This window comes from Helicobacter cinaedi CCUG 18818 = ATCC BAA-847 (assembly GCF_000155475.1).
Lineage (GTDB): Bacteria > Campylobacterota > Campylobacteria > Campylobacterales > Helicobacteraceae > Helicobacter_C > Helicobacter_C cinaedi.
The window spans coordinates 639408-662664 of sequence record NZ_DS990391.1 but is presented as its reverse complement, the minus strand read 5'-3'; the positions used below and the strand labels follow the sequence as shown (position 1 = coordinate 662664).

Here is a 23257-nt window from a genome sequence, read left to right as displayed (position 1 = left end):
TGTGAGATGTGAATCTGCTATTTGATTATTTCTTTGATTGATAATGGAGTTAAATTTAATGAGCCTTGCGAAAAGAATTATCCCCTGCCTTGATGTCAAAGATGGACGCGTGGTGAAGGGTGTGAATTTTGTGGATTTAAAAGATGCGGGCGATCCTGTGGAGATTGCAAAAGCATATAATGATGAGGGTGCTGATGAGCTGGTGCTGCTTGATATTTCTGCGAGTTATGAAAAACGCAAAACAATGCTTGATGTGGTGGAGAAAATCGCTCAAGTTACATTTATCCCTTTTAGCGTTGGTGGCGGAGTGGGATCGCTTGAGGATATATCGGCTTTGTTGTATGCGGGGTGTGATAAGGTTAGCTTAAATAGTGCGGCGATTAAGAATCCTGCTCTTATTAATGAAGGGGCTAAGAAGTTTGGCTCTCAATGTATCGTGGTGGCTATTGATGCGAAAAAATCGCCAAGTGGCTCGTGGAATGTCTATCTTAATGGTGGGCGGATAGATAGCGGAAAAAACTTGCTTGAATGGATAAAAGAAGTGTGCGATAGGGGAGCAGGGGAGATTCTGCTTACAAGTATGGACGCTGATGGGACAAAAAATGGCTATGATAGATTGATGATAGAAGCTGTGGCGGATAGTATCCCCGTGCCGTTAATCGCAAGTGGCGGAGCGGGGAAGATGCAGGACTTTGCCGATGTGTTTGAATCTGGAGCAAGTGCGGCATTAGCTGCAAGTGTGTTTCATTACAAAGAAATTGCCATAGCAGATTTGAAACAATATCTTGTTGAATGCAAGATTCCTGTGAGAGTATAGGGGGTGGGCGTATGATAGTCTGTGCTGGAAATGGAGAAGATTTTAGCTTTGCGAAGTCATTAGGCGTTGGGCTTGTGGAGAGTGCCATAGGGCTAATGCAAATCTGTCAAAAGGAAAGTGTAGATTCTCTCGTGTTTATAGGCAGTGCTGGGGCGTATAGCAAGGAAGTGAAGCTTTTTGATTTGTATATTGCTGATAGTGCGACACAAATCGAGTTGAGCTTTTTGCAGGATAAAGCTTACACGCCGCTAGATAATCATATCCAAAGTGGAATCTTGCAGGAAAATGTTTCATATGAAACATTTGCAAACAAAGCCATTATCAATAGCTCAAATTACATCACCACAGATGAGAATCTTGCCCTGCGATTTGCTAAAGCTGGAATCTTGCTTGAAAATATGGAGTTTTTTAGCATTATGAAAGTCGCTCAATATTTTAATATTCCTTGTTTTGGTGTGTTTTGCGTGAGTAATTACACACATCAAAATGCACATAATGAGTTTATGGCAAATCATCACAAAGTCAAGGAGATTTTATCCCATCATAGTGAGCTAATCCAACAAATCTCTATAAATCTTGCTAAACATAAGGGACTGTAGTGGGGATTCTAGAATCTAAGCCAAGTCTTTATGCTTATACGCTTAATGAGCTAAAATCTTTGCTTTCCCCCTCGTTTCGTGCCAAGCAAGTGTATCACTGGCTCTATCATCGCTATGAAAATAATATCGCTCTAATGGATAATATTTCTAAGGCTATGCAGGAGCATTTGCAATCGCATTTTATTATCTCACAAATCACACCTGTGCAAATTGAAAAAAGTAGCGATGGGAGTAAGAAATATTTGTTTCAAACAAAAGATGGGCATACCTTTGAATCTGTGCTTATCCAAATGAAGAGTAAAGAGCTTGATGAGAGTGGCGAAATTGTGAAAGGTGAAAAATGGACAATGTGCCTTTCTAGTCAAATTGGCTGTAAGGTGGGCTGTGCGTTTTGCTTTACCGCAAAGGGCGGGTTTGTGCGGAATTTGAATGCGGGGGAGATAGTAGAGCAGGTGGTGATGATGAAAAGAGATTCAAACATTGCCCCAAATAAGCGAGTAAATATCGTGTATATGGGAATGGGAGAACCGCTGCATAACCTTGCTAATGTGTCTCAAGCTATCAAGATTCTAGCCGAGCTAGATGGGCTAAGTATCTCTGCTAGGCGGCAGACGATTTCTACAAGTGGCATCGCCCCAAAGATTAAAGAGCTAGGAGAGCTGAATCTTGGTGTGCAACTTGCCATTTCTCTTCACGCTGTGAGCGATGAACTCCGCTCCAAGCTTATGCCTATTAACAAGGCATATAATATCGCTGAAGTTTTGAATGAAGTAAGAGCCTTTCCTGTGGATAGCAGGAAGCGGGTGATGTTTGAATACCTGATGATAAAGGGTGTGAATGATGATATAAAGGCTGCAAAAAAACTCCTTGCTTTGTTGAATGGGATTAAGGCAAAGGTGAATCTTATTTTGTTTAATCCGCACGAGGGAAGTGAATTTGAACGCCCACTTATGGAAGATGTAAGGGCTTTTGCTGATTTTTTAGTCAAAAAAGGATTGCTCTGCACGATACGAGAATCTAAGGGGATTGATATTAGTGCGGCGTGCGGACAATTACGAGAGAAAATCAAGCGTGAAAATGGCGAGATAACGCAAAAGTCTAAAAAAGCGAAAGTTTGAGATGGTTTGTTATAGGTAGGATTTGAAAAGTTGTGTGTGGATACTTAGATTCTAAATGTTTCATATGAAACATTTAGAATCTAAGTGGTGGAATGGCGTTTTGTCGCTTGAGATTCTATAATACGCCCTTAGATTTATGATGAAACTTTTGATAAAGGATAGAAATGGAGCTTGATATTATTTTGATATTATTTTTGGCTGTTGTGGCGGTTGTTGGTGTGGGGACATTTTGGTATTTGGCAAAGGATAGAAAATGAGTGTGCTTCAAAAAATGCTCGTGCATATTTGCTGTTCTGTTGATAGTCATTATTTTTTGAGTGAGCTAAGAAAGATTTATCCGCAACACGAAATGGTTGGGTATTTTTATAATCCAAATATCCACCCAAAAAGTGAGTATGATTTGCGTTTGCTTGATGTGGAGCGGAGCTGTAAAATGCTCAATATTCCGCTTTTGGAAGGGGAATATGAGATAAAGAAGTGGTTTGTTGATATTAAGGGGCTTGAAAATGAGCCAGAAAAAGGGGAGCGATGTGTGAAATGTTTTGATATGCGATTAGAAAAAACTGCTCAAGTCGCTCATAAAATGAATATAGAATCTTTCACTTCTACCTTGCTTTCAAGTCCATTAAAAGAGCAGCAGATTCTCTATGCAGAGGGTGATGAGATTGCTTCGCGGTATGGGCTGGATTTTATCAAGGTTGATGTGCGGAGTAATGGCGGCACACAAGCCCAAAGTGAGTTGGCAAACAAAGATAGATTGTATAAACAAACATATTGTGGCTGTCAGTATGCGTTGATAAAACAGCGAGATTCACAAAAACAAATCGCCCTTGAACTGATGAGTAATATTGGCAAACAAATCGCCCCCGGGAGCAATGAGCAAAGAAAGCGTGTATTTGAAATCCGTGATGAGTGCGAAGCACAGGGCAGGGAATATGCGTTATACAAGCAGTCTAAGATTATTTGGCGTAATTTGCGAAGTGTGTGTATTGATGGAGATAAAGTCATAAGCTCTTATGTGATTACACAATCTCGGGGCAAAAATATGGTGAAAACCGCGGCAATTACTTATATCAAACAAAATGTCAAAGATATACATTCTCAAATGCAAAGCATACAAATGGGCTATGCTAAACGCGATGATAGCGTGTTTATCAGTATCCAAACGCTCAATCTTTTACTAAAAACAAGCTATGCCAACACGCAAGAAATGGTGTATAATCCGCCACCTTATGAAGATGAGCTTATGTTGCGTGGGCTGCTATGTGGAGCGGATAGTCTTAATCCCATTATTGTGATTGATTCTCATATAGAGCGGAGTTTGAAGCTTTTTATTGATGCGTATTTTCAAGAAAGTAGTATTTTTGCTATCGCCACATATTAAAAAAATTTGGTAGAATAGCGAATAATTTTTCACAAAAAGGAGTGTCAATGCAAACACAAAATCCAATAATGGATGTTGAAAAGATCCGTCAGATTCTGCCCCATCGCTATCCAATGCTGCTTGTAGATAGGGTGGTGGAGCTTGTCCGTAATAGTAATGACACAAAGCCAGATGGCTACATTAAAGCTTATAAGAATGTAACGATTAATGAAGAGGTATTTTTGGGGCATTTTCCAAGCAAACCCATTTACCCGGGTGTTATGCAGATTGAGGGAATGGCTCAAGCGGGTGGACTACTCGCATTTGTAAGTATGTTTGGCGATAATGTTGCTGAAGCTGAAAATAAGATTGTATATTTTATGACAATTGATAATGTAAAATTCCGCATTCCCGTGGTGCCCGGTGATAGACTTGTGTATGAACTCAAAGTGCTGAAGCACAAAGGGAGTGTGTGGCAGCTTGGAGCGAAAGCCTTTGTTGATGATAAGCTTGTATCTGAAGCTGAACTCAAGGCGATGATTGCAGATGCCCAAAGCTAAGAGGTGAAGAGATGAGTAACATTGGTAAAACGAGCATTATAAAAGAGGGTGCAAAAATAGGCAAAAATGTCGTTATTGGCGAGTTTTGCATTATTGATGAAAATGTCGTTATTGGCGATGATTGCGTGATAGGCAATTATGTGCATATTGCGGGTTGGACGACTTTAGGCAGGGGCAATAAGGTCTTTAACAATGCCGCTGTTGGTGTCCCACCACAAGATTTAAAATATGCAGGGGAAAAAACAGAGCTCATTATTGGCGATGAGAATCTTATCCGTGAATTTACTACGCTCAATCCCGGCACGATCGGCGGACATAGCAAAACAATCATCGGCAACAAGAATCTCTTTATGGCGTATGTGCATATTGCACACGACTGCGTGATTGGAAATGAATGCATTTTGGCAAATAATGCTACGCTCGGTGGACACGTGGAGCTTGGAGACTATGTGAATATTGGCGGACTAACACCTGTGCATCAGTTTGTTAAAATCGGCTCTGGCTGTATGGTTGCAGGAGGCTCTGTTTTGACGCAGGATTTGCCACCTTATTGCCTTGCAGAAGGAAATAGGGCTTATATTAGAGGATTAAACAAACATCGTATGCGTAAGCTTTTTACTCGTGAAGAGATTGATGAGATTAGCCATTTGTATAAGATTCTATTTTCACATACTGCCCCAATACGCGAACTAGCCCAGCAGGAGCTAGATAAGAATCCAAACCCAATAAGCCGCTCTATTTGTGAGTTTATCCTCTCAAATACACGCGGTATCCCTCTTAATAAAGGAACACAAAGTGAGTGATATGAATGTAAAAGAATGTAGTTTTTGTAAAGCAAAAGAAAGCATTAATAATCCGGTTATAGCCTCTGGTGTTACACCTGAAGTGTATATTTGTAAGAACTGCTTGATAACAGGCAACACAATCATCAATGAATATATGGCAGAAAATACCCAAAATGATGGGCAAAATGGCGAGGACAAGGGCTTTGATGTGGTGGCTCCAAGTCCCAAAGAGCTAAAGGCAAGGCTTGATGAATATGTGATAGGACAGGATTCTGCTAAGAAGGTCTTTTCTGTGGCGGTATATAATCATTATAAGCGTATCTTGCAAGGAGAAAAGCAAATAAGCAATGCTCTGCGTGAAGTAGAGTTGTCAAAATCAAATATTCTACTCATCGGTCCCACAGGGAGTGGAAAAACGCTAATGGCACAGACTTTGGCAAAGTTTTTAGATATTCCTATCGCTATTTCAGATGCTACAAGTTTGACGGAAGCTGGATATGTGGGCGAAGATGTGGAAAATATCCTTACACGCTTGCTTCAAGCCGCTGATGGCGATGTGAAAAAAGCAGAAAAAGGTATTGTGTTTATTGATGAGATTGATAAGATTTCAAGGCTTTCAGAAAATCGCTCTATTACGCGTGATGTTTCTGGTGAAGGTGTGCAGCAGGCATTGCTTAAGATTATAGAAGGTAGTGTGGTGAATATTCCACCAAAAGGGGGTAGAAAGCACCCAAATCAAGATTTTATACAAATTGATACAAAAGATATTTTGTTTGTGTGTGGCGGGGCATTTGATGGCTTGAGCGATATTATTAAAAGGCGTTTAGGTGGCAATGTGCTTGGATTCCACGGGGAGAAAAAGGGTAAGAGTGAAGAGAGTGCATTATTAGAGTATGTTGAGCCTGATGATCTTATAAGCTATGGGCTTATTCCTGAACTCATTGGACGATTGCATATGATAAGCACATTATCCCCTATTACCAAAGAAGCAATGGTTGAGATTCTCACAAAGCCAAAAAATGCACTTGTGAAGCAGTATCAAAAGATTTTTGAGCTTGATGGTGCGAATTTGAAATTTGACAAAGGGGCGATTGAGGCGATTGCGGAGCTTGCTATCAGTAGGAAAACGGGAGCTAGGGGCTTAAGAGCGATTATGGAAGAAGCGATGATTGATTTAATGTATGAATTGCCAGAGCTTGAGGGCTATGAGATTAGCATTTCAAAAGAGTGTATTACAGATAAACAAGCCCCACTTATGGTAAAAAAAAGAAAGAATCTGCAAAAAGGAGCTTAAATTAAGAAAAATAAAAGCTTAAGCAAAGGTGTTAAAGAGTATAATCGCCACAAAATTTTGCAAAATTTTAAGGAGTTTTTATGTTGATGGACAGACTCATTGGGACTTTTTCCAAAGACATTGCAATTGATTTAGGGACAGCAAACACTTTGGTTTTGGTTAAGGGAGAGGGTATCATCATCAATGAACCCTCTGTGGTTGCGGTGCAGGCAGACAGGTTTAGCACAGGCAAGATTCTTGCTGTGGGAAAAGAGGCTAAGGATATGCTAGGGAAAACGCCAGATGGAATCCAAGCCATTCGCCCGATGAAAGATGGCGTTATAGCGGATTTTGATATGACAGAAAAGATGATTCGCTATTTTATTGAGAAAGCTCATAAAAGAAAAAGCCTTATCCGTCCTCGCATTATGGTCTGTGTCCCTTATGGCTTAACCGGTGTGGAAAAAAAGGCGGTAAAAGAATCGGCAATGAGTGCTGGGGCTAGAGAAGTATTTTTGATAGAAGAGCCTATGGCAGCGGCTATTGGAGCGGGATTGCAGATTCAAGAATCTAAAGGGAATTTGGTGATTGACATCGGCGGTGGGACAACAGAAATTGGCGTTATCTCACTTGGTGGTTTGGTGATAAGCAAGTCAATCAAGGTTGCCGGAGATAAGCTTGATGTGGCGGTAATGGATTATGTGAGAAAGAAATTTAATCTCTTAATTGGGGAGCGAACGGGTGAAGAGATAAAAATTGAAATTGGCTCTGCTTCCCCTATGGAAAAGCCCCTTGTAATGCAGGTGAGAGGACGCGATCAGGTGAGTGGCTTACTCAACACTATTGAGCTAACAAGCGAAGATGTGAGAGAGGCGATGAAAGATCAATTGCGAGAGATAAGCAATGCACTTAAATCTGTGCTTGAATCTATGCCGCCAGACTTGGCAGGAGATATTGTGGAAAATGGCATTGTGCTAACCGGTGGCGGTGCGTTGATACGCGGACTTGATAAGTATCTTTCAGACATTGTACGATTGCCTGTGTATGTGGGCGAAGAGCCTTTGCTTTGTGTGGCAAAAGGCACAGGTAAGGCAATGGAGGATTTAGACCTACTTACGCAACTTGCTTTTGACTAAGGCGGATTATGCGGTATAAAATCCTTGTCTTTGGGATTATCTTTATTGCTTCTATTTTGGTGCTTATGGAGGTGGATAGGGGGATTCAGGCAAAGATTTTAGGTGTGAGCGATTATATTAAAACTTTCTTTTTAAACACAGGGGAGAGCATAGCTGATACCTACAATAGGCATTTTGATCAAGCCGCACAGATAGAATCTTTAAATCAAAAGCTTCAAGACTACGACAAACTTTCCCTTGAAAATCAAAATCTCAAAAACGAACTTGTTAAATATCAAAAAATTGTGGGACAAGATGGCTTTATCCACGGCTTGAGTGATTTTCACTTAGCTAGAATTATATCCTTTGCCACGCTTGGGGAAAAAGATAGAGTATGGCTTGATACAAATCTCTCAAACTATCGCAAGAGCGAGGCGTTGGAAGATAGAATCTTTGGCATAGTAAAAGATAATGCAGCCCTTGGTGTAGCAGTGGTGCAGAATGGACGCGTTGAGGGCTTTTTGAACGGCAATGCGAATTGTAACTATGATGTGTATATTGGGCAGAATCGGGTTATGGGGATAGTCTCTGGCTCTTCAGGTGGAAATTTGCTTGTGGATTATATCCCCTGGACTGAGATTCATAAAGGGGATAGGGTCTTTACAAGCGGACTTGATGGAATCTTTTTGGAAAATATTCCTGTGGGTGTGGTGGAAAATGTGCGTGAAAATTATGGATATTTGAGCGTTGAGGTTAAGCCCTATGCAAGTTTGGGTGAGCTTTCTTATGTGTGGATTATTGATAGGGAAACTCCACAGCTTCATCTCTTACAAGATGAGATTCACAGCAATCAGCCCCAAGATTCACAAAAAGAGCCACAAGAAAATATAGAATCTAATATGTAGCAATGAAGGCACGGATACATAAAGCAAAACTTTACAATATCAAGTGGCGATAAAGAGTAAGGATTTTAAGACATAGGGGCTAAAGAATGAAAAAGCACATCTCTCACAATTCCGCAGAATCTACAAAAGCCCATTTTGCAACACAAGATTCTAGCTCCCCACATTCCACGCCAAGTAATATAGAGCCACGCCAAACACAGCAAAATGAGACAGAGCGGCTTGATAGGCTTATGGAGTTTTTGCATATCATTATCGCTTCAATACAGCAAGATTCTACAAAAGCCCATTTAGATTCCCTTATGCAAGAATTTAGCTCCCTTACGCATACAGATATAAAGCTCCTTGCAAATCATTCAAATGGCAGGATTGTATTAGCCGAGCTTATCACGCTTTTGCGGGAGAGAATCTATACTTTGCTGACACAGGGGGTGTTGTGTGGGGTGGAGTATCTCTCTCTTTTGCTTTTTACGCATATTTCTACATATACAAAGTTTGAGAATATATCACAAGATACGCGTTTTGATGTGTTTATCACAATGGCACAAAAAAGCCTATTTGTTGATGGTAATAGCGATGTTGAAAATCTTTTGTTTATTGAGCTGTATATGGTGGCGAAAATTCTGCGAGATATGGGCAATTTTGATAGGCTTATACTTGAATATATTTCACTTATCTGCCTTGTGGATATAAACCTTCCGCTTTCACTAGAACACGCAAATTTTATAATCAAGCATTTTGAGAATCTAGGTGTAGATATGTCAATAATGCTTAATGCCCTAAAAAATCAACTTAACAAAGAAGTATATTTTGCCTACCCTAGCCAACGCAGACGCAGTATTTTAAATTGGCAACTGCATTGTTTTTGGAATGTTTCACATTTTTTTAATCATCACGCGTGGCTAGAACTCTATGAAGTGTGGAAAGAGCTGTTTTATACTATGCTTGAGAAAGGTAGCATAGAGGGCATTGATGAGGCGATGTATATGCAGTTTTTTATGTATCATCTATGTGGGAATAACTTTCACACGCAGGAGCAATGGGCTAGATTTTGTAAGGATATTGATAGGGTGGCAGTTAGGCATTATGAGAGCTTTGCCAAAAATCAAGGCATTTATGGCGTATCAAATCATCAGCCAACGGATAAAATCCGCATAGGAATCTTGCGTGATAGGCTGGTTGCAAATTCCCCTTATAAAGTGGAATTTAGCCTTTTAAGCAACCTTTTAAGCAATCAAGCCTTTAAGGAGCGTTATGAGATAAGAATCTATGCGATGAAGCTATTTGAAAAAAGTGTAGATGATGAAAAAATCGTGCAATCTTATGAGAATCTTGGCATTCCTGTGATTGATGTAGTATCAGGCTTTCATACGCAAGGCTTTTATAACTCCCACTTGCAAAAAGCCCTTGCTATCAAAGAGGCGTTAAATACCGATAATATCAGTATTCTCCTTAGCCCAAATAATGGCTATGGTATAAGCGATTTTATCCTTGCTTCACGCAGTGCAAAGAGCCAGATTTATTATTCCCACGGGAATTTTGTCTATGATGTGCCTTGTGTAGATTCTAAAATGACACATATTTGTCAAAATAAACGCCATATTTCTCACGAGGGCTATGAGTTTTATGGTGTGCCGGTGAAAATGCTAGAGCGATTCTATAATCCCGAGCTAGATTCACAAGCTAAAGAAAAAATCGCTCAAATCCGCAGTGAGTTTCCACAAGATAGCGTGATTTTAGGGAGTATCGGGCGATTAACAAAGCTCAACTCTAAGGAATATTGGCAATGCGTGATTGAGATAATGCAACGCTATCCGCAAAGCATTTATCTAGCCTGTGGTGGGGGGAATGAAAGCCTTATAAGCGAGTGTATCACAAGCTGTTTTACACAAGAGGCAGAGGCTCAAGCATTTTTACAAAGGATGCATTTCACAGGCTATATAGATAGTGGAATCTATGGGCATATCATTGATATATGGCTTGATAGCTTTCCGCTTGAACAGGGCGAAAGTCGCATAGAATATGTGGCAAAAGGTGGGCTAAGTATCGCTTTAAGTAAGATTCCACAAGAGCAACGCATTGAAGGCATTCAAACCTCACTTAAAGCTTGGCAGAGTATCCCTAATAAAGATGGCTCACTTAAAACACGGGCGGACTTTGATAATGCATTTGCACTTATTAAAGAATCCCAACTCCCTCTCCTTGCCTTTTCGCTCAAAGAGTATGTAGAAAAAGCAACAGCACTTTTAGAGCATTTTGTATCAGGGGATAGGGCATATATTGAGAATCTTAGAGAGCTTGGGGCAAAGGCTAGGGCAGTGGGCGATGAGATGAAAGAGTATGAAGGAATCTTGGCATTTATGGACGCCATTACGCAAACTCAAAGCTAAAGCGATAAGCAAAACCAAAAATATATGAAAAGGCATATTCTCATTCTAGCGGCGGCAAATATCTCAACCTGTCCGCGTCCTATGAGAATCTTAGAAGCACTCAAAGATGAGATAAAGCAGGGCAAGTATGAAGTAAGCGTTATGGGGATTGATAATGAAGATGGCAGTGCTATGCCTAAGATTCCACATATTGCGACCTTTAGCTATCCTTACTATAAAAAGCGAAATTTTTTTGGTGAGCTACGATTATGGCTTGATGTGATGTGTGGGCGGTGGGATAGACTAAGCTTTATCAAAAATCGCCTTGTGGTAAAGGAGCATATCAAAACGCATAGGTATGATGTGATTATCTGCCACGATTTATTACTTTTGCCGGTGCTGTTTGCGGGACTAGATTCTAAGCGAGAAGATTCTAAACGGCTAGATTCTAAAAGCAACAGGCAGGAAGCACAATCTACACGCGTTATCTTTGACGCAAGGGAGTTTTATCCATTGCAAAATACAAGCTCACTGCGTTGGCGGCTACTTTTTAAGGCATTTAACACTTATTTATGCGAAACTTATGCTAAAAGGGCGGATAGAATCTTTAGCGTATCGCCACGATTTTGTGAGCTATACAGCACACATTTTGGCTTAAAAGCCGAGCTTTTACTCTCACTGCCCCCATATTATGAGCTTAAGCCCACACCCACAAATCCCCAAAAGGTTAAGATTCTCTACCACGGAGCGTTAAACAAAAACCGCGATATTCATAAGATTATTTATTTGTGTCAAAAGCTTGATAAGCGGTTTTGTATGGACTTTATTTTCACAGGTGGGACAAAGCCTTATCGTAAAAAGATAGAATCTGCCATTTTAAGGCTACAAAAGCAGGGGTGTAATGTCAGGGTATTGCCCGCGGTGAGTTTGGAGCAAATAGTGCCATTTGGGAATGATTATGACATAGGTTTTATATACATTCCACAGCACAATCACAATCTCTTTGCCACAATCCCAAATAAATTTTTTGAATATATTCAATCGCGTTTAGCCTTGTTTTTGCCACCCATTGAGAGTTTGCAAAGCATTACGGAAAAATATGATAACGCCATTATCTCAAGTGATTTTAGCCTAGATTCTATGGCTCACGCCCTAAATGCCCTAAGCACAGAAGAGATAAGCACAAAGAAGCAAAATTCCCACATCGCTGCTTTGGAGCTAAATCTCAATCAAAATGTCCAAAAAATCCGCGATACGCTCATAGAGCTTTTAGAGCAAATGCCACTTCAAAAAGAGCCTTGCACTATACAATAACATTTCTAAGACTCCCGACAGATTCTATCTCACATACCACTTCATCGCTCTTTTGTAAGAATCTTGGCGGGTTAAAGCCCATACCCACACCGCTTGGCGTCCCCATAGAGATAATACTTCCCGCTTGTAATAGGCAATAATGCGATAGCTCATACAACGCACTTGCTACATCGCATATCATCAATGAAGTGTGAGAATCCTGCCTTAGTTCATTATTGACATAGCTTTTTATGGTGAGATTCTGCGGATTCACATCTTTAGCATAAAGCACACAAGGTCCCATAGGCAGAGAGCCTTGCAGGGATTTACCCATATACCATTGCTTATGCCTTTGTTGAATATCTCTAGCAGAAATATCATTAATAATTGTGTAGCCAAAGATAGAATCTAGTGCTTCTTGCTTGGTTTTAGGCTGATAGAGATGGGATTTTAAAATCACACCTAGTTCTACTTCATAATCAAGCTTTTGGGTTAAATGGCTATGGGCTGCAATGGGGGCATTATGAGGCGTGGTGTAATTCACGCGTTTGCTAAAATACACCGCATTTTCACGCTTTTCATCAAAAACCTCCTTTTTAAAAGCTGCTGATTCTCTAGCGTGATCAAGGTAGTTTATGCCAAGGCAAATCACATCTTGTCTAGGCATAGGAATGGGGGCTAGAAGTGTAACTTGCGACATAGAAAACGCATAAGGGCAGGTGTGATATTCCCGCATAGAATCTAGCATTTCTTGTGTGTGAAACTGAATAAATGTCAGCATATCAGTGTAGATTCTAGGAATATCGCTCACAAAGAGTTTAGAAAAGGGGTAGATTCTATCGCCATTTTTACTATCTTCTATGAGTAGTCCAAGCTCACAAGGTTGGGTAAAAAGGGCAAACGCATCTAGGGCAGAATCTTTAGCATACAAATCACACACATAAGGCACAAAGCTTACAAATTTCATTTTTAATCCTTTCTCTTAATATTTTTAGAATCTAGTGCAGAATCTAGCATCGGCAAGTGGCATATTCTAACACAAAGGGGGCAAAAATTAGGATTTTTTGCTACAATCCTAGCTTTATTTTTACTTTTTGTATTTTTATGAATAGGGAGTAGCAATGGACTACAAAGAGACTTTAATTTTACCCCAAACGACTTTTCCAATGCGAGGGAATCTCCCTCAAAATGAGCCACAAACTTACGCACAATGGAAAGAGAATAATCTCTATGAGCGATTAAAAAATGCCAATAAGGGTGCAAAAAGCTTTACTCTTCACGATGGACCACCTTATGCAAACGGACATCTTCACATAGGACACGCATTAAACAAGATTCTCAAAGATATTATTGTGAAATATCATTATTTTAAGGGCGAAAATATCCGCTATACGCCCGGCTGGGACTGCCACGGGCTGCCTATTGAGCAGCAAGTGGAGCAAAAAATAGGCAAGACTAAAAAAGATAATTTAGAAAAAACGAAATTGCGAGAGCTATGCAGGAATCACGCACAAAAATTTATTGAGATTCAAAGTGAAGAGTTTCAAGCTTTGGGTGTTTTGGGGGATTTTAGCAATCCTTACAAGACAATGGACTTTGCCTTTGAAGCACAGATTTATCGTTTGCTTATAGCCCTTGTGAAAGAGGGGCTTTTGGCAGAACGATCTAAGCCTATTTATTGGAGCTGGGCTTGTGAGAGTGCCTTAGCCGATGCAGAGGTGGAATACCAAGAGAAGCAATCAGATTCTATTTTTGTATCTTTTAACTTGGCAGATTCAGCATTATCCCAGCTTGGAATCCCACAGGGCAAACTTATCATTTGGACGACTACACCTTGGACACTCCCAGCAAATGTGGCTATCTCACTTAATCCAAATGAATCTTATGTGCTTACTCTTGATGGCTATATCGTGGCAAAAGCCCTGCATAGCAAATGCAAGGAGAATCTAGGTATTGGCGAAATCGCACAAGAATTTAGTGCTAAAGCTTTTGAAAACCTTGAAGCCATTAATCCGCTAAATGGCAGGACTTCACTTGTGATTTTAGGCGAACACGTGAGTATGAGTGAGGGCAGTGGAGCGGTGCATACAGCCCCCGGGCACGGCGAAGATGACTACTATATCGGGCTAAAATATAATCTGCCTGTGATTATGCCTGTTGATGATAAGGGAAATTTTAGCCCACTTGTTGAATCTATGGGACTTGTGCCAAAGGAATATGCGGGAGAGTTTGTAGGGAAAAATATCTTTGAAACACACGAGAGCATTTTTAAGATTCTAGGTTCAAATCTTTTGAAAAAAAGTGTGATTACGCATAGCTATCCGCATTGTTGGCGTTCGCACAAGCCTGTGATTTATCGCGCGACAACGCAGTGGTTTATTTTGCTTGATAAGCCTTTTTATCAAGGTAAAACATTAAAAGAATTAGCCTTAAGCGAGCTTGACAAGGTAAGATTCTATCCGCAAAATGGCAAAAATAGAATCTACTCTATGATTGAAAATCGCCCCGATTGGTGTATCTCTCGGCAGAGAGATTGGGGTGTGCCTATTGCCTTTTTGGTAGATAAGGACACAAACGCACCTTTGCTTGATATAGAAGTGCTTGAGTTTATGGCAGAGATTTTTGAAAAGCAGGGCTGTGATGCGTGGTGGAGCTATGAGATTAAAGACTTACTCCCGCAGAGCCATAAGCATTTAGCACAAAACTTAAGCAAAAGCAAACATATCCTTGATGTGTGGTTTGATAGCGGTAGCACTTGGAGTGCGGTATTGAAAAATAATTATCAAACTAAGAATGCTTATGACGCGGGGGAACACCCAGCGGATATGTATCTTGAGGGGAGTGATCAGCACAGAGGGTGGTTTCAAAGCTCTTTGTTACTCTCTTGTGCGGTGAGTAAAATCGCACCTTACAAGCAGATTCTAACCCACGGTTTTACCTTTGATAGAAATGGCGAAAAAATGAGTAAGAGTAAGGGGAATGTCATCGCCCCAAGTGAGATTATAAAAACGCAGGGCAGTGAGATTTTGCGTCTATGGGTAGCTTTAAGTCAGTATCAAAGCGATCAAAATATAAGCGATGAGATTTTAAAGCAAGTAGGAGAGCAGTATCGCAAGATTCGCAATACTATCCGCTTTTTACTTGCTAATGCGGACATTGAGCCAAGTGTAATGGTGGGTTTTGATGAGCTAGGGGCGATTGATAGATGGATTTTACAAACTTGTGATAGCGTGTTTGAAGACGCATATAGCTACTTTGATACCTATGACTTTGCTAAGGCATTTCAAGTGGTGATGAACTTTTTAAGCAATGAGTTAAGTGGAATCTACTTAGATTTGTGTAAGGATATTTTGTATTGTGACAGGGCAGATTCTGTGCGTAGGAGAGCGATTTTAAGCTCTATGGTGCTACTTTCTCAAAGGCTACTACATTTTATCGCCCCTGTGCTGACATACACGGCAAATGAAGCCTTTAGCCACGCGAGTTTAGCTATCAAACATAATCATTTGGGGGGCGAATGCAAGGATATTTTTGAGTTAAAAAGATTTGCGTGTAAAGATATGTATGATTTGAATCTAGATGTGGATTTTGCCTTGCTTTTAAATGTGCGAGAGAGCTTTGGGGAAGTGCTTGATAATCTTAAAAAGCAAAAAAGTATTAAGTCTTCGCTTGAAGTGGAGATTGTGTATTGTAGAGATCCTATTTTGCCAAAAGATTTTGCCCTGCTTGATAAGTGGCTGATTGTTTCACGTGTATATGCGGGGTGTGTAGATGGAGCAGATGTGAATGTGCTAGGGAAGTTTGAAGTGCAGGGACATAGCTTTGCTATACGCAAGGCACAAATGGCTAAGTGTGAGCGGTGTTGGCAGTTTGTGGTAGAAAATGGAGTGTTATGTGAGCGTTGCTCTGCTGTGGTGGCGACACTTTGAAGCGTGATAGGCTTTGGGGGCTTGTAATGGGATTTGAGTTTTTTGGCTTAAAGGTGTGGAATTTGAGTGAGCCATTTGGGTATTTTGAGGCTTTTAGCGGAATTGTTGTGGTGCTTTCTTGTGCGTTTGTGGGATTTTTAATCCTCCGCCATTTTCGCCCTAAAAATTTTTAAAAAATTTGAATCTTTTCAAATTTGTGATTTAAGATTTTATTATTTAACACATTGTGTTTTAGTCATTGCTACCGCGGAATCTCACTCATTTTAGTATTACTATTGTAAATAAAGTATGATTGTGGTAATATCTTTTTTAGTTTTTACATAAAAGATATTACGATGAAGTTAAAAGTATTTGTGATACTAAGCGTGATAGGTGTATCTTTAGCACAAGATGAAATCCCTGTGAAATTGGATAAAAGCATAGTGAGTGCTTCGCGTGTGGATACGCCTATCAACGAGGCTCCGGGCAATGTCAGCGTAGTTACACAAAGGCAAATCAATCTTCGTCCAAATTACAAATTTAGCGATACATTGCGTGGATTTGAGGGACTGCAACAGAGTAAATCGCGTGGTATGGATACCTTTGATGGCGTGAAGATTCGCGGATTAAGCGGTGCGGCGATAATGGTTGATGGCATTATGCTAAATGACATAAATAACAACACCAAAATGCTAACAGCGATGAGTGCTGATGATATAGAGCAGGTGGAGGTGGTGCGAGGGGCGTTTTCAAATATTTATGGCAGTGGTGCGGTTGCTGGGGCGATTAACTTCATCACAAGTATGCCAACAGCCTTTGAGACAAGGGCGAGTTTTGGCTATGGGAGCGCACTAGGCACGGAGTTTGCCCCAAAGAATACATTCCGTGGATATGCGAGTGTGGGCGATGCGTTTTTAGAGAAAAAACTACGAGTGAAACTCTCTTTTGGCACGACAAATTCACAAGGCTATGCGGCAGATTCTGTCGTAGTCAGTAATATAAATGACTATCAAGGTGGGAAGCCTACGCTAGATTCTAACACAGGAGCGATGAAGTATAATATCGGCGATATGGGGAATCAGGCGTATCAAACTTATGATAGTGCTTTGAAAGCGGAGTATGACATTGGCGATGTGGGGACATTGAGTGGCTATGTGCGGTGGAATATGTATAGCTATAATCATAAAAATCAACGCACATTTCTAACCAAAGATGGCAAGCCAAGCTATGGGCAAAATAGCGATGTGAATGACAACAAACCAGCTCCTATTCTCTATGGGCGACATATCGGCAAAGAGCAGTATCATCAGCTAGTGAGTGCGGTGGGCTATAAGCATTATCTACCAAATGATAGTCATATAGAAGTGAAGTTTTCACGCATTGATGGGTGGGATAAGTTTAATAATCCCGATGGCGGTCAAACCCCTAACAGTGCCAATACAACCATAAATGGCGGTGCAGGCTCACAAACAAATCATAAATATGAGACAAATAACCTTGATTTACTCTACCTTGCAAGTGTGAGTGAAAATCACAGAATCTTAAGCGGTGTGCAGTATCGGCACAATATTTACACGCAGACAAAAGACTACATAGCAAATTGGAAAGATTTTAACTCCGCACTTCAGGGCAGGGCGACTTCGCAAGGCGGAAAAAGTGCAAGTGTGGGAGTATTTAGCGAGTGGCAAGGGAGCTTTGGGGAGCATTTTAGCACAAATATCGGGGCGAGATATGACTATTGGAGGGGCTATGGCATATATAAAGATAATAATTACGCTACAAATACCAAGCAAAGCTTTAGCCCTAAGGTATCTTTAAACTACGCTCCAAGCGATATAACGCGGTTTAAGACATCATTTGGGCAGGCTTTTAAAGTACCGACTTTCTCACAAATGTTTAGTAATAGAAAGCTGACGGATGGCACACCTGTGAAGGGAAATGCGCGCTTAAAGCCTGAAAATGTCATAAGTTTTGATGTGGGCTTTGAGCAGGACATTGTTTTGGGTGAAGATTATGGAGCGTTTAAAATGTATTATTTTAATAATACAACGACAAATGCGATTATGCAGTATTCTACCACTTATGCGGATAAAAATTTGCAAGGAATGTATGATAATCTTGGAAAAAATCGCATACAAGGGATTGAAAGCTCTCTTATGTTGCCTTTTGGCTATGGTTTGAGTGTGCATTTAACCTATACTTTTATGGATTCTAAGATTTTAAAAAGTGTGGAATCTGCCACGATTGGTAACAAGGTCGCTGGGATTCCATCGCATTTAGCGTATGGGGCGATTAACTATGATAAGGAGGCTTTTTATGGCTCTTTTGGCGTGGAATATGCAAGTAAGCCCTATAAAAACGCAAACAATACACCTACGCCAAGTGGTGTATATGGAGCGACAGATAGCTATGCTATTGTGGATTTGCGTTTAGGGTGGCGGATAAATAAGCATTTTGATGTAAGCTCAAATATCACAAACCTTTTTAACCACACTTATTATAGCTACTATCGTGCGAGTGGCAGGGCGTTTTTTGTCTCACTTGCTGGGAGATTTTAGGGGATTTTGAATTTTAACAAGCAAAGCGAAGTTTCTTTAGAAAATCTCAAATTGATGAGAAAGTAGGGGTTTAAAGTGGGAGGTTGGGAAGCAATCTTAATGTTGAAGCTGTGAGCTTATGGTATCAGCAAGGCTAAGTTGGGAGTTTATAATCCATCTATTTTGTTCATAATTCACAAGATGAAGTTGAGATTCTACTACTACTTTGTCAAAGTGGATTTTCACAAGGGCGGTTGCGGTAGGCATTATGGAGCTAGAATCTTGGGGTTTTTGAGCTTTAGAATCTTGCGTCTCAATCTCATCTGGTGTAATGTGTAAAATCTCCACACGCTTATAACCACCTAGCATTTTTGCACGCGTGGATTCTGCTGCGACAAAGAGATTGGCTAGGTTGGCATTTCCCATAGATTGAAGGGCAAAGCCATAGCTAGAATAATGTAGATATTTGTCTAAATCTCCACCAAATAGCCCTTGCATATAGCCTTCTATCGCCTCTTGTTGAGCCTTTTCTCGCGGGGATTTGTGTAAATCACAGCCAAGAAAAGCAAAACATAATAAGCCTATACACAAAAAAAGACACAAAGATTGTATTGTGGCTTTTGTGCTGTGGTGGGTGGCGGGAGTCATAGAGTGGAATTTTTCAATCATATCTTTTTAAGAAAGCAGGTTTTTAGCACGACCACACCGCATTTATTAACCTTAGCTTCAATCTCATCATCTTTGTTTGTGAGCCTGATGTTTTTAATTGTCGTGCCGCGTTTAATGGTGCTTGAAGCCCCTTTGACTTTTAAATCTTTAATAACGCTTACATTATCTCCAGCGTTTAGCTCTGTGCCATTAGAATCTTTTGCCATTCTATCCTCTTAGAATCTTAAAATATGCTCAATTTGAAGTGGTATTATAAGCGTTTTTGTGCATATTTGCAAGGAAAAATAAGAATGCTTAGCATAACCCTTGCTTAAAAGCCGTATAAATGCTAATGTGTTAGGACATAAAGACGATATGTATAGCTTAAAGCTAAGGAGGAGGATATGGCACTTAGTCCCATTGGAAATGTTACTTATATCAATCAAAACTCCCAAGTTGGCTCTATGCAACACGCAAATGCGATGCAAAAGGTGGATTTTGCACTCAATGCAAATATGCAAGAGTTTGTAGATAAACTTAAAGCTGTGCAAGAAGTCGCCCCCGCACAAGAGACAAAAGCCATTGATCCTGATGATAAACAGGAGAAAAAAAACGAGCAAGAATCGCATAAAGATTCTGAATCTGTTAAAGAGAGCGAGAGCTTGGCAGTGGTAGAATATGATGTGGCTGATGATATTGCGTGTGTGGGCGATGAGGTGCATTTGCTTGATATTTTGGCGTAAAACAAATAGAGATTAGGGCTTATGCTAGTTTTGCAAAGATATTACTCCATACACAATACCAAAGATTCCAACCATTATAAGCACGATGTCGTTAAGCTTTGTTATGAGTGTTTCAAATCGCTCTAGTTGTATCTTTTGAGAAATGTAGCTTATAAGAAGAAGCAAACTAAAATCAAGGGTTATCCACGATAGTGTAAGGATTGTAAGGCTAAGATAAATGGAGTGTGTTATACCCAAAAACTGCGGAAAAAAGGCGATAAAAAATAAAATATCTTTGGGGTTTGATAGGCTTAGGAATAAGCCTTGTAAGAAAGGGCTATATTTGTTTTGCGTTGTCTTTTTGGTGCTTTTAAGGGAGTTTGCTTTTCGTGCTTGCTCACTACCGCTTACTGCGTTTTCTAAAGGGGCTTCGCTTTGAGAGCCTTTGGGTTTAGAATCCTGATGAGATTTGTGGGATATTTCGCTACGCTCAATATGAAAAGGCTCAATATGGCAAGGCTGTCCTGAAACTCCACATTTCCTTTGCTTAAAAAATCCCAAAAGTGAGCTAGAGCCAAGATAGATTATAAAGCCACAGCCCATAATACTCACAATCCCAAGCATAGATTCTGAAACTTTAGCTACACCTAAAATCACCACAATGCTTACAGCGATAAGTATGAGTGAGCCTAGATTTGTCCCGCAGATTGTCTTTAGGGCTTGTGTGCTTTTGCTTTTAGAATCTTGCCCTTTTAGCGTATTTTTTAGCACAAGGGCAACAACCGGTCCGGGCGTGATGATGAGTGTAATAACAGCACCCAAATACGCACCAAACAAGGTAAAATCTAGCATTGCTTTTTAGCTAAAAAAAACTATTTTTTAGCAATCCTTTCAATCACCGCATTAAAGCTCTTGCTTGGTCGCATAACGCTTTCAGCCTTGCTGTCATCAAATTTATAATATCCGCCTAGATCTACTTTCACACCTTGAGCGGAGTTAAATTCAGTCCTAATAGAATCTTGCTTAGATTCTAGCTCATTAGCAATAGGCGTAAAGAATGCTGCAATACTAGAATCTGTGCTTTGATTTGCCAACGCTCTAGCAAAATACATCGCCAAGTAAAAATGGCTTGTGCGGTTGTCATCTTCGCCCACTTTGCGTGAAGGGGCTTTGTTGTTATCAAGCCATTGTGAAGTAGCCGAGTCTAGCGCGTCTGCTAACACCTTTGCCTTAGGGCTATTTTGCTTTTGCGCGTAAAACTCTAGGCTTGCTTGCAAGGCTAAAAACTCGCCCAAGCTATCCCAACGCAAATGATTTTCTTCCACAAGCTGTTCTACCTGCTTTGGCGCACTGCCTCCAGCTCCGGTTTCAAACATCGCCCCACCATTTAGCATAGGCACGACTGAGAGCATTTTCGCACTTGTGCCAAGCTCCAAAATGGGGAAAAGATCAGTCAAATAATCACGCAAAACATTGCCTGTGATAGAGATGGCATTTTTACCAGCGCGGATAAGGCGTAAAGATTCTAAACACGCTTCTTTTGGGGCTAAAATAGCTATGTCCTTGCCCTTTTCTTGTAGCCTTTTTTTGACTAAATCAATCATAATTTTATTACTAGCCCTCTTTTCATCAAGCCAGAAAATCGCCTTATCCCCTGTCAAATCCGCTCTTTCAATCCCTAAATCAATCCAGTTTTGCACCGCATCAAATTTTGCCTGATTAGCACGATAAATATCGCCCTTTTTCACGCTATGAGAAAGCAAAGTTGTGTCATTAGAATCCACAATAATAAACTCGCCATCATTTGGGGCTACAAAGGTTTTGTCGTGTGAGCCATATTCTTGGGCTTTTTTCGCCATTAAGCCTACATTGCTAACACTGCCTAGCGTAGCGGGGTTTAGCACTCCATTAGCCTTTAAATCTTCAATCACGGCTTCATAAATAGTCGCATAAGTTTTATCAGGAATCACAGCATTCGCATCGCATTCCTTGCCGTCTTTATCCCATAATCTCGCACCATTTTTTAGCATAGCAGGCATTGAGGCATCTACAATCACATCGCTTGGGATATGTAGATTTGTAATGCCTTTGTCGGAATTTACCATGGAAATTTTGGCACTTCTCTCTAAAATCTCATTGTATTTAGCTAGAATTGCCGCTTTTTTGGGGCTAGATTCTATCTTTGTAAGCAACTCATTCACGCCATTATTGGCATTCACACCTAGTGCTTCTAGCTCGTCCTTAAACTCATCAAAAAGCTCCTTAAAATACGCTTTCACCGCATAGCCAAAAAGGATTGGATCGCTTACTTTCATCATCGTAGCTTTTAAATGCAGTGAAAAGAGTATGCCTTGCTTTTTGCAAGATTCAATCTGCTCTGTGTAAAACTCACCTAGCTTTTGTGCGTCCATAAAGGTGGCGTCCAAAATCTCATTTGCCTCTAGCTTTAGCCCATCTTTTAGCACCTTTTGCCCGCTAGAATCTTTGAAAATAATCTTAGCAGTCGTGGGAGATTCGATTAGCACCGCCTTTTCATTATCAAAGAAATCGCCCTCTTTCATATAGCTCACACAGCTTTTTGAGTTTTTATCAAAGGGTGTTACGCGGTAAGGATTTTTCTGTGCGTAGGATTTGACCGCATTGGTGCTACGGCGATCGGAATTGCCCTGTCGTAAAACAGGATTGACTGCTGAGCCTAGCACTTTTTGGTATTTCTCTTTCACTGCCTTTTCTTGCTCGTTGCTTGGCTCATCGGGGAAATCTGGCACATTATAGCCCTTTGCTTGAAGCTCTTTAATGGCGTTTTTAAGCTGTGGAATTGAAGCGGAGATATTTGGGGTTTTAATGAGATTTGCATTTGGCGTTTTGACAAGCTCACCAAGCTGACTTAGGGCGTCTTCTACGCGTTGATTTAGAGCTAGATTCTCCGGGAATTGCGCTAAGATTCTAGCACTTAGCGAAATGTCAGCAGTCTCTACTTGAATATCTGCGTGATTAAGAAAAGCCTTTGCGATAGGCAGAAATGAGTAGGTCGCTAGGGCTGGGGATTCATCTGTGAGTGTGTAAGTGATTTTCATTGTGTGTCCTTTTGTCGTGAAATTAAAAGTGTCTTTAGTATAGCAAAAATCATTATTTTTGGAATAATAGGCAAGATTTTTTTAAACTTTTGGTGTGATAAGGGCGGATAGGTAGCATTTATTTTATAACTTGATATTATGTTTGCCTTGTAAATTTGGCTCAAAAAATTT

General features: G+C 40.4%; 20 protein-coding genes. 15 read left to right on the top strand and 5 right to left on the bottom strand.

Features of this window, described 5'->3' with window-relative positions; translation table 11 throughout:
- Positions 1-58 precede the first annotated feature (58 nt).
- From hisF to HCCG_RS03400, 11 genes are all read left to right on the top strand, one after another.
- Positions 59-817 (top strand): imidazole glycerol phosphate synthase subunit HisF, encoded by a 759-nt coding sequence (gene hisF, locus HCCG_RS03450; protein ID WP_002956037.1) that lies wholly within the window; start codon positions 59-61, stop codon positions 815-817.
- An 11-nt stretch (positions 818-828) separates the two neighbouring features.
- The gene (locus HCCG_RS03445) at positions 829-1416 is read left to right on the top strand and encodes a 5'-methylthioadenosine/S-adenosylhomocysteine nucleosidase family protein (RefSeq protein WP_002956036.1); all 588 of its coding nucleotides are present in this window, start codon (positions 829-831) and stop codon (positions 1414-1416) included.
- Positions 1416-2534: a dual-specificity RNA methyltransferase RlmN gene (gene rlmN, locus HCCG_RS03440; RefSeq protein WP_002956035.1), complete on the top strand. Its 1119-nt coding sequence runs from the start codon at positions 1416-1418 to the stop codon at positions 2532-2534. The genes HCCG_RS03445 and rlmN overlap by 1 nt, the downstream gene beginning before the upstream one ends.
- 253 nt (positions 2535-2787) lie before the next feature.
- Entirely contained in the window at positions 2788-3918 is a 1131-nt protein-coding gene (locus tag HCCG_RS03435) for an epoxyqueuosine reductase QueH (RefSeq protein ID WP_014667471.1), read from the top strand.
- Between the two features lie 47 nt (positions 3919-3965).
- Positions 3966-4457, top strand: a complete 492-nt coding sequence (gene fabZ, locus HCCG_RS03430; protein ID WP_002956032.1) for a 3-hydroxyacyl-ACP dehydratase FabZ — start codon at positions 3966-3968, stop codon at positions 4455-4457.
- Between the two features lie 11 nt (positions 4458-4468).
- Entirely contained in the window at positions 4469-5260 is a 792-nt protein-coding gene (gene lpxA / locus HCCG_RS03425; RefSeq protein WP_002956031.1) for an acyl-ACP--UDP-N-acetylglucosamine O-acyltransferase, read from the top strand.
- Position 5261: 1 nt separating this feature from the next.
- Entirely contained in the window at positions 5262-6536 is a 1275-nt protein-coding gene (clpX, locus tag HCCG_RS03420) for an ATP-dependent protease ATP-binding subunit ClpX (RefSeq protein ID WP_002956030.1), read from the top strand.
- Positions 6537-6616: 80 nt separating this feature from the next.
- On the top strand, positions 6617-7651 hold the full coding sequence (locus HCCG_RS03415; RefSeq protein ID WP_002956029.1) for a rod shape-determining protein: 1035 nt from the start codon (positions 6617-6619) through the stop codon (positions 7649-7651).
- 8 nt (positions 7652-7659) lie between these two features.
- Positions 7660-8535, top strand: coding sequence for a rod shape-determining protein MreC (gene mreC / locus HCCG_RS03410; protein ID WP_015453904.1), 876 nt, complete (start codon positions 7660-7662; stop codon positions 8533-8535).
- Positions 8536-8621: 86 nt separating this feature from the next.
- Positions 8622-10922: a hypothetical protein gene (locus HCCG_RS03405; RefSeq protein ID WP_015453903.1), complete on the top strand. Its 2301-nt coding sequence runs from the start codon at positions 8622-8624 to the stop codon at positions 10920-10922.
- 24 nt (positions 10923-10946) lie between these two features.
- Complete coding sequence (locus tag HCCG_RS03400; protein ID WP_002956026.1) at positions 10947-12215, top strand: glycosyltransferase family protein; 1269 nt, start codon at positions 10947-10949, stop codon at positions 12213-12215.
- Here the strand turns inward: HCCG_RS03400 and HCCG_RS03395 are convergent.
- Entirely contained in the window at positions 12205-13161 is a 957-nt protein-coding gene (locus HCCG_RS03395) for a fumarylacetoacetate hydrolase family protein (protein ID WP_015453902.1), read from the bottom strand. The two genes, HCCG_RS03400 and HCCG_RS03395, sit on opposite strands and share 11 nt — an antisense overlap.
- Positions 13162-13315: 154 nt before the next feature.
- Between HCCG_RS03395 and ileS the strand changes: the two genes are divergently transcribed.
- The 3 genes from ileS to HCCG_RS03385 all read left to right on the top strand — a co-directional run bounded on the left by ileS (position 13316) and on the right by HCCG_RS03385 (position 18660).
- A complete protein-coding gene (ileS, locus tag HCCG_RS03390; protein ID WP_002956024.1) occupies positions 13316-16123 on the top strand; it encodes an isoleucine--tRNA ligase in 2808 nt (935 codons plus the stop codon).
- 26 nt (positions 16124-16149) lie between these two features.
- Positions 16150-16296, top strand: a complete 147-nt coding sequence (locus HCCG_RS12155; protein ID WP_165815292.1) for a hypothetical protein — start codon at positions 16150-16152, stop codon at positions 16294-16296.
- A gap of 162 nt (positions 16297-16458) precedes the next feature.
- Positions 16459-18660, top strand: a complete 2202-nt coding sequence (locus tag HCCG_RS03385; protein ID WP_002956022.1) for a TonB-dependent receptor — start codon at positions 16459-16461, stop codon at positions 18658-18660.
- 96 nt (positions 18661-18756) lie between these two features.
- On the opposite strand, the gene HCCG_RS03380 is transcribed toward HCCG_RS03385, so the two are convergent.
- Positions 18757-19308: a hypothetical protein gene (locus HCCG_RS03380; RefSeq protein ID WP_230197844.1), complete on the bottom strand. Its 552-nt coding sequence runs from the start codon at positions 19306-19308 to the stop codon at positions 18757-18759.
- Positions 19305-19514 carry an alkylphosphonate utilization protein gene (locus HCCG_RS03375; RefSeq protein WP_002956020.1) on the bottom strand — a complete coding sequence of 70 codons (210 nt, stop codon included), beginning with the start codon at positions 19512-19514 and terminating at the stop codon, positions 19305-19307. The genes HCCG_RS03380 and HCCG_RS03375 overlap by 4 nt, the downstream gene beginning before the upstream one ends.
- 177 nt (positions 19515-19691) lie before the next feature.
- Here HCCG_RS03375 and HCCG_RS03370 point away from each other — a divergent pair, with 177 nt between their 5' ends.
- Entirely contained in the window at positions 19692-20030 is a 339-nt protein-coding gene (locus HCCG_RS03370) for a hypothetical protein (protein ID WP_002956019.1), read from the top strand.
- A 24-nt stretch (positions 20031-20054) separates the two neighbouring features.
- Here the strand turns inward: HCCG_RS03370 and HCCG_RS03365 are convergent, their stop codons facing one another.
- Both HCCG_RS03365 and HCCG_RS03360 read right to left on the bottom strand, forming a co-directional pair.
- Entirely contained in the window at positions 20055-20861 is an 807-nt protein-coding gene (locus HCCG_RS03365; RefSeq protein ID WP_002956018.1) for a LysE family translocator, read from the bottom strand.
- Between the two features lie 20 nt (positions 20862-20881).
- Positions 20882-23086: an NADP-dependent isocitrate dehydrogenase gene (locus tag HCCG_RS03360; RefSeq protein WP_002956017.1), complete on the bottom strand. Its 2205-nt coding sequence runs from the start codon at positions 23084-23086 to the stop codon at positions 20882-20884.
- Between the last annotated feature and the right edge of the window lie 171 nt (positions 23087-23257).

What these genes read in the sequence shown, in the direction of transcription:
- hisF (WP_002956037.1), top strand. Translation starts at nt 59, where the DNA reads ATGAGCCTTGCGAAAAGAATTATCCCCTGCCTTGATGTCAAAGATGGA.
- HCCG_RS03445 (WP_002956036.1), top strand. Translation starts at nt 829, where the DNA reads ATGATAGTCTGTGCTGGAAATGGAGAAGATTTTAGCTTTGCGAAGTCA.
- HCCG_RS03435 (WP_014667471.1), top strand. Translation starts at nt 2,788, where the DNA reads ATGAGTGTGCTTCAAAAAATGCTCGTGCATATTTGCTGTTCTGTTGAT.
- fabZ (WP_002956032.1), top strand. Translation starts at nt 3,966, where the DNA reads ATGCAAACACAAAATCCAATAATGGATGTTGAAAAGATCCGTCAGATT.
- lpxA (WP_002956031.1), top strand. Translation starts at nt 4,469, where the DNA reads ATGAGTAACATTGGTAAAACGAGCATTATAAAAGAGGGTGCAAAAATA.
- clpX (WP_002956030.1), top strand. Translation starts at nt 5,262, where the DNA reads ATGAATGTAAAAGAATGTAGTTTTTGTAAAGCAAAAGAAAGCATTAAT.
- HCCG_RS03415 (WP_002956029.1), top strand. Translation starts at nt 6,617, where the DNA reads ATGTTGATGGACAGACTCATTGGGACTTTTTCCAAAGACATTGCAATT.
- mreC (WP_015453904.1), top strand. Translation starts at nt 7,660, where the DNA reads ATGCGGTATAAAATCCTTGTCTTTGGGATTATCTTTATTGCTTCTATT.
- HCCG_RS03405 (WP_015453903.1), top strand. Translation starts at nt 8,622, where the DNA reads ATGAAAAAGCACATCTCTCACAATTCCGCAGAATCTACAAAAGCCCAT.
- HCCG_RS03400 (WP_002956026.1), top strand. Translation starts at nt 10,947, where the DNA reads ATGAAAAGGCATATTCTCATTCTAGCGGCGGCAAATATCTCAACCTGT.
- HCCG_RS03395 (WP_015453902.1), bottom strand. Translation starts at nt 13,161, where the DNA reads ATGAAATTTGTAAGCTTTGTGCCTTATGTGTGTGATTTGTATGCTAAA.
- ileS (WP_002956024.1), top strand. Translation starts at nt 13,316, where the DNA reads ATGGACTACAAAGAGACTTTAATTTTACCCCAAACGACTTTTCCAATG.
- HCCG_RS12155 (WP_165815292.1), top strand. Translation starts at nt 16,150, where the DNA reads ATGGGATTTGAGTTTTTTGGCTTAAAGGTGTGGAATTTGAGTGAGCCA.
- HCCG_RS03385 (WP_002956022.1), top strand. Translation starts at nt 16,459, where the DNA reads ATGAAGTTAAAAGTATTTGTGATACTAAGCGTGATAGGTGTATCTTTA.
- HCCG_RS03380 (WP_230197844.1), bottom strand. Translation starts at nt 19,308, where the DNA reads ATGATTGAAAAATTCCACTCTATGACTCCCGCCACCCACCACAGCACA.
- HCCG_RS03375 (WP_002956020.1), bottom strand. Translation starts at nt 19,514, where the DNA reads ATGGCAAAAGATTCTAATGGCACAGAGCTAAACGCTGGAGATAATGTA.
- HCCG_RS03370 (WP_002956019.1), top strand. Translation starts at nt 19,692, where the DNA reads ATGGCACTTAGTCCCATTGGAAATGTTACTTATATCAATCAAAACTCC.
- HCCG_RS03365 (WP_002956018.1), bottom strand. Translation starts at nt 20,861, where the DNA reads ATGCTAGATTTTACCTTGTTTGGTGCGTATTTGGGTGCTGTTATTACA.
- HCCG_RS03360 (WP_002956017.1), bottom strand. Translation starts at nt 23,086, where the DNA reads ATGAAAATCACTTACACACTCACAGATGAATCCCCAGCCCTAGCGACC.